The 13,103-nt window shown below is 52.7% G+C and carries 17 protein-coding genes; 7 read left to right on the top strand and 10 right to left on the bottom strand.

Features of this window, described 5'->3' with window-relative positions; genetic code table 11:
* Window positions 1-22 precede the first annotated feature (22 nt).
* The gene (locus HB664_RS11790) at window positions 23-523 is read left to right on the top strand and encodes a YbaK/prolyl-tRNA synthetase associated domain-containing protein (RefSeq protein WP_023335328.1); all 501 of its coding nucleotides are present in this window, start codon (window positions 23-25) and stop codon (window positions 521-523) included.
* Between the two features lie 21 nt (window positions 524-544).
* Here HB664_RS11790 and yoaI read toward each other — a convergent pair whose 3' ends face one another.
* Window positions 545-649 carry a small membrane protein YoaI gene (gene yoaI, locus HB664_RS11785; protein WP_087822389.1) on the bottom strand — a complete coding sequence of 35 codons (105 nt, stop codon included), beginning with the start codon at window positions 647-649 and terminating at the stop codon, window positions 545-547.
* Between the two features lie 145 nt (window positions 650-794).
* Here yoaI and HB664_RS11780 point away from each other — a divergent pair, with 145 nt between their 5' ends.
* Window positions 795-1,241 carry a DUF441 domain-containing protein gene (locus HB664_RS11780; RefSeq protein ID WP_024908579.1) on the top strand — a complete coding sequence of 149 codons (447 nt, stop codon included), beginning with the start codon at window positions 795-797 and terminating at the stop codon, window positions 1,239-1,241.
* On the opposite strand, the gene HB664_RS11775 is transcribed toward HB664_RS11780, so the two are convergent.
* Window positions 1,225-2,016: a helix-turn-helix transcriptional regulator gene (locus HB664_RS11775; protein WP_309137256.1), complete on the bottom strand. Its 792-nt coding sequence runs from the start codon at window positions 2,014-2,016 to the stop codon at window positions 1,225-1,227. The genes HB664_RS11780 and HB664_RS11775 overlap by 17 nt on opposite strands.
* Before the next feature lie 99 nt (window positions 2,017-2,115).
* On the opposite strand from HB664_RS11775, the gene HB664_RS11770 reads away from it, so the two are divergent.
* A complete protein-coding gene (locus HB664_RS11770) occupies window positions 2,116-3,303 on the top strand; it encodes a CynX/NimT family MFS transporter (protein WP_058840808.1) in 1,188 nt (395 codons plus the stop codon).
* Window positions 3,304-3,335: 32 nt separating this feature from the next.
* Here HB664_RS11770 and HB664_RS11765 read toward each other — a convergent pair whose 3' ends face one another.
* Window positions 3,336-4,043, bottom strand: coding sequence for a CTP synthase (locus tag HB664_RS11765; RefSeq protein WP_033145239.1), 708 nt, complete (start codon window positions 4,041-4,043; stop codon window positions 3,336-3,338).
* A gap of 101 nt (window positions 4,044-4,144) precedes the next feature.
* On the opposite strand from HB664_RS11765, the gene HB664_RS11760 reads away from it, so the two are divergent.
* Entirely contained in the window at window positions 4,145-4,489 is a 345-nt protein-coding gene (locus tag HB664_RS11760; RefSeq protein WP_213730139.1) for a DUF488 domain-containing protein, read from the top strand.
* On the opposite strand, the gene HB664_RS11755 is transcribed toward HB664_RS11760, so the two are convergent.
* Together HB664_RS11755 and HB664_RS11750 are read right to left on the bottom strand one after the other, a co-directional pair.
* Window positions 4,490-4,795 carry a hypothetical protein gene (locus tag HB664_RS11755; protein ID WP_023311247.1) on the bottom strand — a complete coding sequence of 102 codons (306 nt, stop codon included), beginning with the start codon at window positions 4,793-4,795 and terminating at the stop codon, window positions 4,490-4,492. It lies immediately after the preceding gene.
* An 80-nt stretch (window positions 4,796-4,875) separates the two neighbouring features.
* Window positions 4,876-5,130 (bottom strand): DUF333 domain-containing protein, encoded by a 255-nt coding sequence (locus tag HB664_RS11750; RefSeq protein ID WP_039262011.1) that lies wholly within the window; start codon window positions 5,128-5,130, stop codon window positions 4,876-4,878.
* A 310-nt stretch (window positions 5,131-5,440) separates the two neighbouring features.
* Between HB664_RS11750 and HB664_RS11745 the strand changes: the two genes are divergently transcribed.
* The gene (locus tag HB664_RS11745) at window positions 5,441-6,469 is read left to right on the top strand and encodes a sensor domain-containing diguanylate cyclase (RefSeq protein ID WP_219940824.1); all 1,029 of its coding nucleotides are present in this window, start codon (window positions 5,441-5,443) and stop codon (window positions 6,467-6,469) included.
* A gap of 45 nt (window positions 6,470-6,514) precedes the next feature.
* Window positions 6,515-6,613 carry a YoaK family small membrane protein gene (locus tag HB664_RS11740; RefSeq protein ID WP_029739841.1) on the top strand — a complete coding sequence of 33 codons (99 nt, stop codon included), beginning with the start codon at window positions 6,515-6,517 and terminating at the stop codon, window positions 6,611-6,613.
* A gap of 130 nt (window positions 6,614-6,743) precedes the next feature.
* On the opposite strand, the gene HB664_RS11735 is transcribed toward HB664_RS11740, so the two are convergent.
* From HB664_RS11735 to HB664_RS11725, 3 genes are all read right to left on the bottom strand, one after another.
* Complete coding sequence (locus tag HB664_RS11735) at window positions 6,744-6,992, bottom strand: GlsB/YeaQ/YmgE family stress response membrane protein (RefSeq protein WP_006174788.1); 249 nt, start codon at window positions 6,990-6,992, stop codon at window positions 6,744-6,746.
* Window positions 6,993-7,277: 285 nt separating this feature from the next.
* The gene (locus HB664_RS11730; protein ID WP_375156328.1) at window positions 7,278-8,762 is read right to left on the bottom strand and encodes a diguanylate cyclase; all 1,485 of its coding nucleotides are present in this window, start codon (window positions 8,760-8,762) and stop codon (window positions 7,278-7,280) included.
* 113 nt (window positions 8,763-8,875) lie between these two features.
* Window positions 8,876-10,396 (bottom strand): cyclic diguanylate phosphodiesterase, encoded by a 1,521-nt coding sequence (locus HB664_RS11725; protein WP_219939495.1) that lies wholly within the window; start codon window positions 10,394-10,396, stop codon window positions 8,876-8,878.
* Between the two features lie 235 nt (window positions 10,397-10,631).
* Here HB664_RS11725 and HB664_RS11720 point away from each other — a divergent pair, with 235 nt between their 5' ends.
* The gene (locus HB664_RS11720; RefSeq protein WP_033145235.1) at window positions 10,632-12,131 is read left to right on the top strand and encodes a cyclic diguanylate phosphodiesterase; all 1,500 of its coding nucleotides are present in this window, start codon (window positions 10,632-10,634) and stop codon (window positions 12,129-12,131) included.
* A 290-nt stretch (window positions 12,132-12,421) separates the two neighbouring features.
* On the opposite strand, the gene HB664_RS11715 is transcribed toward HB664_RS11720, so the two are convergent.
* Both HB664_RS11715 and HB664_RS11710 read right to left on the bottom strand, forming a co-directional pair.
* Window positions 12,422-12,667: a DUF2543 family protein gene (locus tag HB664_RS11715; RefSeq protein WP_033145234.1), complete on the bottom strand. Its 246-nt coding sequence runs from the start codon at window positions 12,665-12,667 to the stop codon at window positions 12,422-12,424.
* A gap of 74 nt (window positions 12,668-12,741) precedes the next feature.
* Window positions 12,742-13,089 carry a DUF1304 domain-containing protein gene (locus HB664_RS11710; RefSeq protein ID WP_023311240.1) on the bottom strand — a complete coding sequence of 116 codons (348 nt, stop codon included), beginning with the start codon at window positions 13,087-13,089 and terminating at the stop codon, window positions 12,742-12,744.
* Between the last annotated feature and the right edge of the window lie 14 nt (window positions 13,090-13,103).

Raw genomic sequence — 13,103 nt, 5'->3', positions numbered from 1 at the left:
GATTATCACCGGGAAAATCGTTATGACTGACGACGTTATTGGAACAGGAACCCACCAGCAGCTCATTACCTTACTTACCGAGCAAGGCGCGCGGTTTCGCGTCATGGAGCACGAGGCGGTTGGGAAATGCGAAGCGGTAAGTGAAATTCGCGGGACCGATCTGCGGCAAGGCGCAAAAGCCCTGGTCTGCAAGGTGAAGGGAAACGGCGTAAAAAAACACGTTCTGGCGATCCTCGCCGCCGATCTGCAGGCCGACCTGAGCCAGCTTGCCAGCCATTTTGGCGGGCTGAAGGCCTCCCTCGCCAGCCCGGCCGAGGTCGATACCCTGACCGCCTGCGTTTTCGGCGCTATCCCGCCCTTTAGCTTCCATCCTGATTTGGCACTGGTTGCCGACCCGCTGCTGTTCGAGCGCTTTGACGAAATCGCCTTTAACGCCGGTTTACTGGAGAAATCCGTGATTATGGATACCCAGGATTACCTGCGCATCGCCCGTCCTGAGCTGGTGACCTTCCACAAAGCGTAACCGCGATGGCTGACGCCCCTGTCAGCCTTTTCTTTCCAGAAACAGCACGGAGGCGACGAGAATAATGGCAATAGCGAAAAACGATGAGGAGATAATCAGCGTTTCAACAAACATGTGATCGTTCATGATGGCGACCCCTTTTGCGATATCTGCCTTCGTTTTAATCCGCGTAAATGACAAGGTTATGACAGCAATATAATCTTTTTAAAACTGTCCTCCGCCGCGTTTGCGCGTACAGTAAGCAAGTTGATTATTTTGGCAAGGATTCCCTATGTTTGACCCTACTCTGCTCATTCTTCTGGCACTCGCCGCGCTCGGCTTTGTCAGCCATAACACCACCGTCGCCATCTCGATTCTGGTGCTGATTATTGTTCGCGTGACCCCGTTAAATACCTTCTTCCCGTGGATAGAAAAACAGGGCCTCACCATCGGGATCATCATTTTAACCATCGGGGTAATGGCGCCCATCGCCAGCGGCACGCTTCCCGCTTCAACCCTGCTGCACTCGTTTGTAAACTGGAAATCGCTGGTGGCGATCGCGGTGGGGATTTTTGTTTCGTGGCTGGGCGGGCGCGGCGTTACGCTGATGAGCAGCCAGCCCTCGCTGGTGGCGGGTCTGCTGGTGGGCACCGTGCTGGGCGTGGCGCTCTTTCGCGGCGTTCCGGTGGGGCCGCTGATTGCGGCAGGCCTTGTCTCTCTGTTTATTGGGAAGTCGTAGTCAGGCTGGCCATATAACGCGCCGGCGTCTGGCCCAGTCCCTTTCTGAACATGGTGATAAACGCGGTGGTAGAGTCGTAGCCAAGTGTCTGTGCCACCTGCTGTACCGATTTCCCACCGATCAAATGCTGTAACGCCACGATCAGCTGCAGCTGGTGACGCCAGCGGCGAAAGCTTAAGCCGGTCTCTTTCACTACCAGCCGCGCCAGGTTGCGTTCGCTCATGGCAAAGTGGCTCGCCCACTGCGTCAGCGTCTGCCAGGCGGCGGGCTCTTCCGCCATTTTCTCGCTCATCAGCCGAATTTTAGGATGGGGCGAGACGGGCAGCTGCAGATGCTCCTGACGCTGGAGCGGCAGCTCGTCAAACAGAACGTCTACCAGGCGCGACGTGGCCGCAAGAGAGAATTGTTCACGCGATTTTTCCGCCAGGGATAAAATCAGCTCCCGCACCAGAGGGGAGATTTTCAGGGTGCAGCAGCGGTCGGGCAAGCTTGCCGCCCCCGGTTCAATGAACAAAAAGCAGAGCTGCGCGCCCGGGGTGGCCCTGTTGCTGTGCGGCATCTGGCCGGGGATCCAGACGGCGTACTGGGGCGGAACCATCAGCATGGCATTTTCCACTTCGCAGGTGATCGCGCCGCCGAGGGCCAGAATCAGCTGCCCCTTACGGTGATGATGCCGGGGAATATACTGTTCCTCCGCCACCACGCGGATGCGAAATGCGACGGCCGCATCGTGCTGGCTATCGGGATCATAGCCGTCCAGTCCCAGACCAATCATCAGTTTGTCCGATTTTAGCGATAAACTGTCATTTTAGCCTGATTTCAACCGCCGGGAAAATCGGTATTGTGTGCGCTCGCTTGAACGTATGAGAACATAATGACTACTGCTATTCGCACCTCAGGAAAACACGGCGCGCTGTTGATTGCAGGCATCCTGATGATTGCCACTACGCTTCGCGTCACCTTTACCGGCGCAGCTCCGCTGCTCGACACTATTCGTCTTGATTATGGCTTAAGCACGGCGCAAACCGGTCTGCTGACCACCCTGCCCCTGCTGGCTTTCGCCCTTGTCTCACCCCTCGCCGCAGGCGTTGCCCGACGTATCGGCATGGAGCGCAGCCTGTTTGTCGCCCTGCTGCTGATTTGCGCCGGAATTGCACTTCGCTCGCTGCCTTCCGCCGCTCTGCTTTTCATCGGAACCGCGGTCATCGGCTGCGGGATTGCGCTCGGGAACGTGCTGTTACCCGGATTAATTAAGCGTGACTTCCCGGGCCAGGTAGCCCGACTCACCGGGGCCTATTCCCTGACGATGGGCGTCTCGGCGGCGTTTGGCTCAGCGATGATTGTTCCCCTGGCGCAGGGTAGCGCGGGCTGGCATGGCGCGCTGCTGATGCTGATGGCGTTTCCGCTGGTCGCGCTGCTGCTCTGGCTGCCGCAGTGGCGCCAGAAACACGTTGCGACGGTAACGGGCGCTGGCGCGCTGCATAACCGCGCCATCTGGCGCTCGGCCCTCGCCTGGCAGGTCACGCTCTTTTTGGGGATTAACTCGCTGATTTACTACGTCATCATCGGCTGGCTGCCGGCGATATTGCTCAGCCACGGCTACAGCGAAGCGCAGGCCGGCTCGGTGCACGGACTGTTGCAGCTGGCCACGGCCGTGCCGGGGCTTGCCGTTCCGCTGATCCTCCACCGTCTGAAAGACCAGCGGGGGATCGCCGGCGCGGTGGCGCTGATGTGCGCGGTAAGCGCGGCGGGGCTATGGTTTATGCCTGACATGGCGGTGATGTGGACGCTGGTGTTTGGCTTTGGCTCTGGAGCAACGATGATCCTCGGCCTGACGTTCATCGGTCTGCGCGCCAGCTCCGCGCACCAGGCTGCGGCGCTGTCCGGTATGGCGCAGTCGATTGGCTATCTGCTCGCCGCCTGCGGCCCTCCGCTGATGGGGAAAATTCACGATAGCGCGGGAAATTGGCAAATCCCGCTTCTGGGCTGCGCTCTGGCCGCCGTGATAATGGCGCTCTGCGGCGTGCTTGCCGGGCGAGACCGGGAGATCGCGCCCCGTTAAAGACTGTGGCAGACCATCGGGTCTGCCTTTTCCTACCCGCGAGCCGCGCGCAGCATCGCCTGCACCAGCACGACCGGACGGCCTTCCAGCGCGGCACGCTCATGCTGGAATAAGGTGATCACGAAGAACGGGTGCGTGACCAGTTCTGCGGCGCGAATTTCCCCCTGTTCGTCCCAGCCCGTAACGTGCATGTCACCGCTTTCCAGCGCCTGTGCAAACGCCGGCGACACGCCATAGTTACAGTGATAGCCCTCTTCAATTTCCGGCTTGCCGTACGCTTTCGCGATCAGCGTATTTTTGCGCAGCTCAATGGCATCGGTTTTTTCCACCAGCGAGCAGGTCAGCGGCGCAATCACCATGGTGCCTTCTGTATCCGTCTCGGCATGTGCCGCATCGGCCCAGCCCAACACATTGCGGGCATACTCAATCAGCGCGTGCTGGAATCCGCCGCAGGTGCCCAGGAACGGTACGCCGTTTTCACGCGCGTAGCGCGCGGCGATAAAGGCCGCCTCGGTGTTTTTATAGGGGCTGGCAGGCACCAGCCAGATGGCATCGTAGCCCACCAGATCTTCAGGGCTTGTCAGCTCAGTGGTGGCAAGCCAGTCGTAATCGGCGGTGAGGTCAAGGACTGCGGCGGCGTCGTCAATCGCCAGCGGGATCGCCTGATGCGCAATAACACTGGGATTGTAATCGCCAACCAGCGCAATGCGCAGCGTCGTTTTAACCGGGAGGTGTTCCATGAAAGGTTCCTTATGCCAGAGTATTATCAGATAACATAAGGAACCTCAGACTACCGATCTTCTGCAATTATCACAATACCTTAAATTGGGAGGGTGGAATTATGATTCAATGCAAACGCGTATACGAGCAGGCTGGTCCGGGCGACGGCTATCGGGTGCTGGTGGACAAGCTGTGGCCGCGCGGGGTTAAAAAAACGGACCTCGCGTATGATGAATGGTGTAAAGCACTCACGCCCTCGAATGAATTACGTAAGGCCTTTCATAGCGAAACCATTGATTTCGCCGCCTTCAGCAAGGCTTATCGGGAAGAGCTGGCGCAGCATGCTGACGAGGGAATGCGTCTGGCGACGCTGGCGAACAGGCAGACCGTCACCCTGCTCTTTGCTGCCAAAGACACGAAGCAAAATCACGCCCAGGTATTAGCCGACTGGCTACGCCATCTCTGATCAGCCGATCGCCAGCTCGTCAAGCATTTGCGGCGCTTCATCGGGGGTGAGCGGCATCAGATGTTCGGCGCGGACAAAGGCAAAGCCGTGCTGATTGTCAAAGGCGTAAACATCACCTGTCACCAGCCAAAGCGCGCGATCGGCGGTAGCGGGTAATTGCGTCATCACGCCGTTGACCGGGTTAACGAAACGCAGGCCGGGCTGACACAGGCCAAACAGCTCAACAGATTTACCAATATTGCGACGGCCTGACGCCGTGCGGGCACCGATGATCATCGCCATGCTGCCCGGTTTAAGCTGAAACATACTTCTCTCACGGTAACGATAGCCAGGGACTGGCTAAGAATAATCCTAAAGAGAAGTGTATCGCAGGCAATATAGGTCTGTCACCTGGCAGGTTGCGGACGATCGCGACGGTAGAGCGTCCATTCATCAATCACTTCGCCCCCCGGTAGTTTGCACTCCGTGCGTACGCCCTGCGGGCTTTGAACCGGGATCTGTTCCCCACCTTTCTCCAGGCAGTACACGGAGGCCGGGTTCGCCATACCGATAGCGTGCGGTGGTTTCGGCGCATCGGGTGGGGTTGTTTTCGCGGTGCAGGCAGCCAGGGGAAGCGCCAGCGCCAGAAGCAGAAATCTCATCTCATTGATCCTTGTGACATCATGACAATCTAAGGTTAACGGGTCATCGCCCCTTTCTCCATGATTTCTCCATTTTAACTGCACTTTTCAACACTATAGTGTGGCATGTTCTCGATATGACCAGAGAACATCATTCCGTAATCAAGATGTCTTTGCCCCGGTCTCAACAACGGGGCCTTTTTTTCTCTGCTGCTGCCCTCTCCCTGCATATATTAAATTTTTTATATTCATGTTTTACTATGCCTGAAGTCTAAAAATTCAGCATAACATGCAGATGCAGACGTCTTCTGCCTGGGAGTCATTCTACGTCATGTCGGATATTATCCTTGCCCGTGTTTCAGAAACCCTCGCCACTGAACAATCCCTTGAAGGTCTCGTTCGCCAGCTGCTGGAGATGCTGGAGATTGTGACTGACATGGAGTCGACTTACCTCACCAAGGTAGATATCGAAGCCCGACTGCAGCATATCCTCTACGCCCGCAACAGCAAGCAGATGACAATTCCTGAGGGGCTGAGCGTCCCATGGGATGAAACACTGTGCAAGCGCGCGCTGGATAGCGACACCGTATTCAGCAACGACGTTCCCGAACGCTGGCCGGAATGCGAGGCGGCGAAAGCGCTCGGCATTACGACCTACATGAGTATTCCTGTCCATCTTGCGGATGGTTCACTCTACGGAACGCTTTGTGCCACCAGCACGGCCAGAAAGCCGCTTAGCGAGCGCGGTGAACAGGTCCTGAAGTTATTCGCCGGTCTGATTGCCCAGTCCATTCAGAAAGAGTCGCTGGTAACCCAGCTTCGCGAAGCCAACGCGGCCCTCATCGCGCACTCTTACACAGATGCCCTTACCGGTTTACCCAACCGTCGCGCCATTTTTGAAGATCTGACCACGCTATTTTCGCTGGCGCGGCACCTTAAACGTAACACCGTCATCGCGTTCATCGATCTGGATGATTTCAAGCTGATTAACGATCGCTACGGCCACGAGGCTGGCGACCAGTTCCTGATTGAAGTGGGCAAGCGTCTGACGGAAGAAAAACAGCAGGACGATATCATTGGCAGGCTGGGCGGCGATGAGTTTCTGGTGGCGTCGTTGAGCACATCCCACAGCGAAGGAGATAACGCGCAGGTCACGCTGCTCAAAACGCGCCTCAGCGCCTCTATTGCCGGTGAATACTGGCTGGGTAGCGTCAACCTCATTTACCCCGGAGCCAGCGTCGGCGTTATCGAAGTGGACCCTCAGATAACCGATCCGGACAGCGCATTACGCGACGCAGATGTCGCGATGTATCAGGATAAGAAAGGAAAAAGCAAAACACGCTTTCTCACTATCGATTAACCCCGTACACTCTACGGCGTTACAAAAACCGAAACAGGTGATGATATGAGAATAGGGATCCTCTTCCCGGTCGTTATTTTTATAACGGCGGTGATTTTTTTAGCATGGTTTTTTGTCGGTGGTTACGCGGCGCCTGGGGCATAAATGAGAAAAACGACCCTCGTTATGCTGATCGTTGCCATCGCGGCATTTGCCGGCACGCAGCTTGGCTGGTGGTAAACGCCACTACGTAAAAAGGCCGCCATCTGGCAGCCTTTTTTAACGCTTGTAAGCCTTAGCTTTTGATTTTTCTGTAGATAAACAGAACAACCAGCGCACCAATCACCGCGACAGCGAAACTGCCGAAGTTAAAGCCATCGACTTTGCCAAAACCGAACAGCGTACTGATCCAGCCGCCGACTACCGCGCCGATAATACCCAGTATTACGGTGACGATAAACCCACCGCCATCTTTGCCCGGCATGATCCACTTCGCCAGAATACCCGCAATAAGCCCAAAGATAATCCAGGATAAAATTCCCATAACTTTCCTCTCTGTATGGTTTTTGTCATTAAATCAACGACACAAAAAAGAATAGCACAGGATTTCAGAAAGGAAATTTGTGATAGGCATCACAATGAGAGAGTGCGCAATTATTCATCAACAAAAAGAGCCTGCCGCATAAACTGTGGGGTTGCATCTTTTGTTGAGAAAGATTATCTTTCTCAACACTGAATAGTTGAGCGTAACACTCAGGTATTCAGTACGACATTGCTCACATTGCTTCCAGTATTTCTTGCCCACTCCTGAGTGGGCTTTTTTTTCTGTTCATACCCCAACAAACGCGTACCGGTTACGTCCTGCGCGTTTTGCCTGGTAGAGCGCCTGGTCAGCGGCAATAATGATATTCTGCTGGCTGCCCGCGATGTCGACCGCACGCGCGGTAGAAATCCCGACGCTTACCGTCACCCGCCCGAAGGGGCTAAAATCATGCGCGATTTGCAGGGAGAACACGTTGCGAATGATCGTCTGCGCCAGTCGAAGCGCCTCCTGGATATCCGTATCAGGCAATATCAGCGCAAACTCCTCTCCGCCGTAGCGCGCTACAATCTGATTATCACGGGTAAGGCTCTCCCTGAGACTGTTTCCCAGCAGCGTCAGACACCGGTCCCCTTCCGGATGGCCGTAGTTATCGTTGTATTTTTTGAAGTAGTCCACGTCCACAATCAGTATCGAAATTGCTGCGTCATGCGCGGCACAAGTCGCGATTTCCGAGAGGATTCTTTCATCAAAAATGCGACGGTTGTACAGCCCGGTCAACGCATCCTCGGAAGCGATAATCTTCAGCGCCTTATTATCTCTGGTTTTTCTGGATAAGTCGGAATACAGGAAGTATGACGCGACGATAAGTATCGCAGTGAAAACGAAAATGAGTAGCGCCAGCTGAATGGCCTGCTTGCGCCACGGAGCGAGGGCTTCATCAATGCTGACGGCCACGGTGGTCACCAGCCCGTAGCGTCGGTTTTTCTCATAGGCATAAATGCGCTCGATTTTATCAAACCGCGAAACGGAACTGGCTATCCCGGTATTCTGTACCTTAAGGTATTTCCTGAAGAGGGGTGAATCAGAAAAAATCGTGCCGACGTAGGTATTTTTAAAGGGGTGACGGACCAGCAGCACGCCGGATTGTGTCGTTAAGCCAATGACGCCCAGATGACCAATATTAATCTGCCCGTAAAGCGCGAGAAAATTCTCGATACCCAGCGTCACCACCACGACACCGTTAAATGCTCCGGTGTGGGTTTCAAGACGACGACTAATGGTAATGACCCATTTGCCATTGGTTCTGCTGACCACGGGCTCACCAATAAAAATCTGCTGATTTTTATTTTCCTTGTGATAGATAAAAAATGACCTGTCCGATCCTTTGCGTGGGCCTGTAAAAGTTTCATGCAGCGCGGTAAACATATCGCCCTGAGCGTCGTAAACAACCACATTATTAATCTGGGTAAGAAGATTATCCTGATTATTTATCATCCGCTGAATATTGGTCGCCTGTTGCGGCGTCATGCCATAAATTTCGATTATGTCGGAAACGGTAGTAATTAACATTTCGCTTTGGCGCATGATCCCCTCGGTGTAGACATCAAGGGTATGGCTCAGGTTAGCAACGCTGGTATTAATTTGCTGAATTGACTGCTGTCTGGACGTGGCAATTTGGACGGCAAGCGACAGCGAGATGATCAATGAGACAATGATGACGGTAATGGTTGTTGTGTAAAAAGTATTTTTCACATGCACGAGCTTTTCCACCTTATCACGCCTGACATCCCTGGCTGACAACTCTTGTCACTGTAACAAAGCTCGGGATAAGAGGAAAATGAATTGCACTTAAGCATACAACAGAAGCTCGTCTTTATTTCGTTTTACAAACTAACGGTCTCCCGGGGTTTAGATAAAATAACTTTAATAAAATCGATATAGGAGACGGGTTTACCAAAATAATATCCCTGTAACAGGGTTATCTCATTACGGTTGAGATACTCCAGTTGCTCTTTTGTTTCTACACCTTCAGCGACAATGCGCAATGAGAGTTTTTTCGCCAGGTCAATGACGCAGTCCAGCAAGATGGTTGAGTCCTTTTCCTCTGAAACCCGGTTCACAAAGCTTTTATCAATTTTAATATAATCAATGGCCAGCGCATTAAGGCATGACAGCCCGGAATAACCCGTACCAAAATCATCCAGGGCAATAACAAAGCCGGCGTTATGCAGCATGTTGAGGTTTTCCACAAGGTGAGGATTATCAACCAGCGGTTCACGCTCGGTCACCTCGAGAACCAGTTTGACCTCTTTACCCTGAAACCCCTTCCCGAAGACGCGGCAGTCACCGATAAATGAAGGCGCATTAATATGCCTGGCGCTGATGTTCACCCCAATATGAAACCCGTCCGGTAGCTTAGGCAAAAGCGGCTTAAGCTGGGTCACCACTTTCGCCATCAATCCTTTGGTCAGCGGAATAATCAACCCGCTACGTTCAGCAATCGGAATAAAGACATCCGGCGGGATAAAGCCTGACTTTGGATGCTTCCATCTTGCCAGGACCTCAACGCCGTACAGCCCGCCGGTATCGCCGTTCACGATCGGCTGGTAATAAGGCTCGATCTCCCCCTGCAAAATCGCTTTACGCAAATCGTCTTCAAATGAGGTGCTTTTCCCTTTGTATCGACGGATCAAAATGCCTACCGCCACCGATAGCGCGAGAATAAGCAGTATCAGGCTCCATCCCTGTTGCAAAAGCCGCGTCAGGCTAAAAAAGGCAGGAGGTTGCCAGGTCAGGCTAAAAGGAAATAGCGTTGACGCCGTACGCGCCCCCGTCCAGGAGGCCGCTTTCCAGCCCCTCACATCGCCGTTGCGAACAAGCATGCTTTCGCCGACAACCAGCCCCAGATCCACGCTGTTCGATGCGCTTGCAATGACGTCCTGCAAATGCGCGTCACTGATGCTGACAATGACGCGCCCTCCCGCGATGGGCATCTGGAAGATAAGCACCGGAATGCCGTTCACCAGTCGATTGCCGGGTAACAGCATCAATTTTTCGGCAGGTAACGTCTCAGGATGAATAATCAACACGCCATTCCCGGGAAGGGAAGTACAGATGATTTTACCCTGCAACTCGATCATGATGGCGCGCAGATGCGGTTTTAGCGCTGCCTCTGTCCCCAGCGCCAGCTGTCCGCTACTGGTACACCCTTGAGCCGCAACGCGCTTTGCCGTGCTGGCCGCACTGACGGCTTCAGCCAGAATGTTTTCTATTTTTTGGGTGCTCGCCGTGGCGGTATGACTATTACTCAGCTTCGCCATCTGCCATAGCTGCCAGTTAATAATCAAAATGCCGCTCAGAAAAAGAAACAGAGCGCTAAGAATAGGGATCATCACGTTGCGCACGATGTTTTCCTTAATAGAAAAAACAAGCATGGATGTTCTGGTAGAAGAGCCTGTGCTAACCCGGTATTGCTTATAACAATGAAAATAGCTTAGCTGAGAATTGTCTTAAAAAACTGATACTTTCGTATGAGTTCACCTGCCGGCATTTACTCACATGACGTGACTATCAGGCTTGTTCCCTGCCCTGGCTGTGTTAAGATTTGTGAAATCAGGGAGCGGACTGGATAACTGGAAAATGAAAAAGCTCATTGCCGTTGCTATTGTTTCATCGCTTCTGGTCTTCCTGTCTCTTTATGCGGTCAATGCTGTAATCATTGGTCAGCAGAAGAGCAAACAGCGTGAAATATCCCGTACCCTTTTACATTATTCAGAAGACGTGTCCCAAAGCGTGGCGCTGGGTCTCAAAAGCATCACGACGCAGGGATGCGATAAAACCAGCCTCGATCGCTACAGACAAATTAAGCTTAATAATCTTTATTTTGCCGATATCGGCTTTATTGAGAAGGGAAAAATAGTCTGTACCGCTTTTTGGGGGAAACTCGCGACGCCCGTTGCACTTCCTGCAGAACTGCATAAAACGCCGAGGGGCTTTCTCCTGGCACAGTTTTCGAGAAAAGACTTTTTCACGGGCAATGCGGCAATTTATAATAATATTATTATCTTCACCTCCCGCTATGCTTACGATAAATTCACCCCGGTTACCGCAAGCTATTCGCTCAGTGCTACCACCAAAGACTTCGGCAGAGTCTTTTTTTCGGCCGCCACGGAGCTAAATCAGCAGAGCTGGCTGCATTCGACGTTGTTTACCCTGACCCTGACACAGTGCAGCGCCTTCTGGGACCTGTGCGTCATCGTGAAGCATCACGACGCCGGGCTGGCCTCGTTACCTCCGTTTATCTTTGCGCTTCTCGCGGTCATTCTCTGTTTTATCTGGATTGCGATAACGTTATTTATCTTCCGTATCTATGAAGACCGTTTTTCTCTGGAACGTACGCTGATAAAAGCCGTCCTCACGAATACCATCAGCGTTAACTATCAGCCTATTATTCGCATTCACGATCAAAAAATCGTGGGTGTAGAAGTTCTGTCGAGATGGCGCGACCAAAAACACGGGGACGTCTCTCCGGAGCTGTTTATCCCATTAATTAAGAAGATCGGTCTGTATAAAAAATATTACAGTAATATTATCGAAAAATCTCTTTCCGAAATTGCCCCTCTGGCGATAAAACACCAGCTGATAGTCTCAATAAACGTTGGGCACAAGGAAATTGAAGATGGACAGTTCATTACCATTTTGCGTCGTGCGTGTTTTGCCAATCACCTTCCCCTTTCCCTGATGAAGGTCGAACTCTCCGAAAAAGCCGTTTCCACGGCAGATATCCTCGAGGGATTCTGTCAGGAGCTGAAATCGCTCGGCGTTAAAATATCAATAGATGATTTTGGCGTGCAAAACTCCAATCTCGCCCGCCTGTCGCTGCTTGAATATGATGAAATCAAAATCGATAAGTCGCTGGTGGACGGCATCAGCGAGCATTATAAGCAAAACATCTTTGCAATCTTCTGCGATGCCCTGGCAAGATTGAATAAAACGCTTGTTTTCGAGGGCGTGGAAAATGAAATTCAGTATCGCTTTATTGCAAGCAGATATCCCGATGCGCTGATTCAGGGATGGTATTTTTCAAAAGCGCTCACCCGGAGCGAGCTGGCGAAGCGACTCACCGGGGTCGCACCGTAACCCGAAGCCTTGCGCGTCCGTTTTTTTCCAGTCGGGCATTTCTATTTTTTACGCAAAAACATATAGTCGTCACATTCAGACGGTAGATTACCCTGAAGCACACTCATATTTTGGTTAAAAACGTGAAATTATCCTTACTATTCCCAGTGGTACTCTTTTGTCTGACCGTTATTTTCGCGCTGTTTATCGACGCCCCCGCTTCGCATATTCTGCGGAAAAAATGCATGTGGTCCGATAGCGTGATGCTGAGCTGTATCGCAAAGCATCAGCATAACGGTTTTTGAAGCAGACTATTCATTTCCCCACTGATTGAGGAAGTTCGCAATATCATCAACGCGACCCGCACGGATCCCGGCCTCAGTGGCCATCTCCTGCTGGGCTTCCTCGCTAATCTCCTCATTATTCGATAAACGGGTGAGCAGCAGCTGGAAATAATGTGCCAGCGCGTCGCGCTCTGACTCAGCGACCTGTTCAGCGGCTTCCGTCGCGTACTCATCGGCAATGTCATAATATTTCAGTGGGATATCGTTGTTCATAACTGTCTCGTCGCTAATTTTTACGGGTAAAGCCATCAGTATATCGGACGCCTAATCTCAACCAAAGCATTGCTTCAGATGAGTAACGCAAGCAGCGCTGCGAGAGCAGGCGCGGCCTGTACATACAAAATTTTTCGGCTGGCGGTGGCTGCGCCAAAGAGTCCGGCGATCAGCACGCAGGTAAGGAAGAAGATGGCCACCTGAATCCCCTTTTCCCCGAGCCAGAGGCTCCAGAGCAGACCGGCCGCCAGAAAACCGTTATACAGCCCCTGATTCGCGGCCAGCACGCGGGTCTCGCGCGCAAAATCAGGACGCAGATTAAAGGCCTTATGCCCTGTTTTGGTATTCCACAGGAACATTTCCAGCACAAGAATATAAAGATGGATGAATGCAACGACAGCGATAAGGACGGTGGCTAACATCGTGTTGTTTCCCG

Origin of the sequence: Enterobacter sp. DNB-S2, from assembly GCF_019443845.1 — a bacterium.
GTDB classification, from domain to species: domain Bacteria; phylum Pseudomonadota; class Gammaproteobacteria; order Enterobacterales; family Enterobacteriaceae; genus Enterobacter; species Enterobacter asburiae_B.
This window is presented reverse-complemented; position numbering and strand designations above follow the sequence as displayed.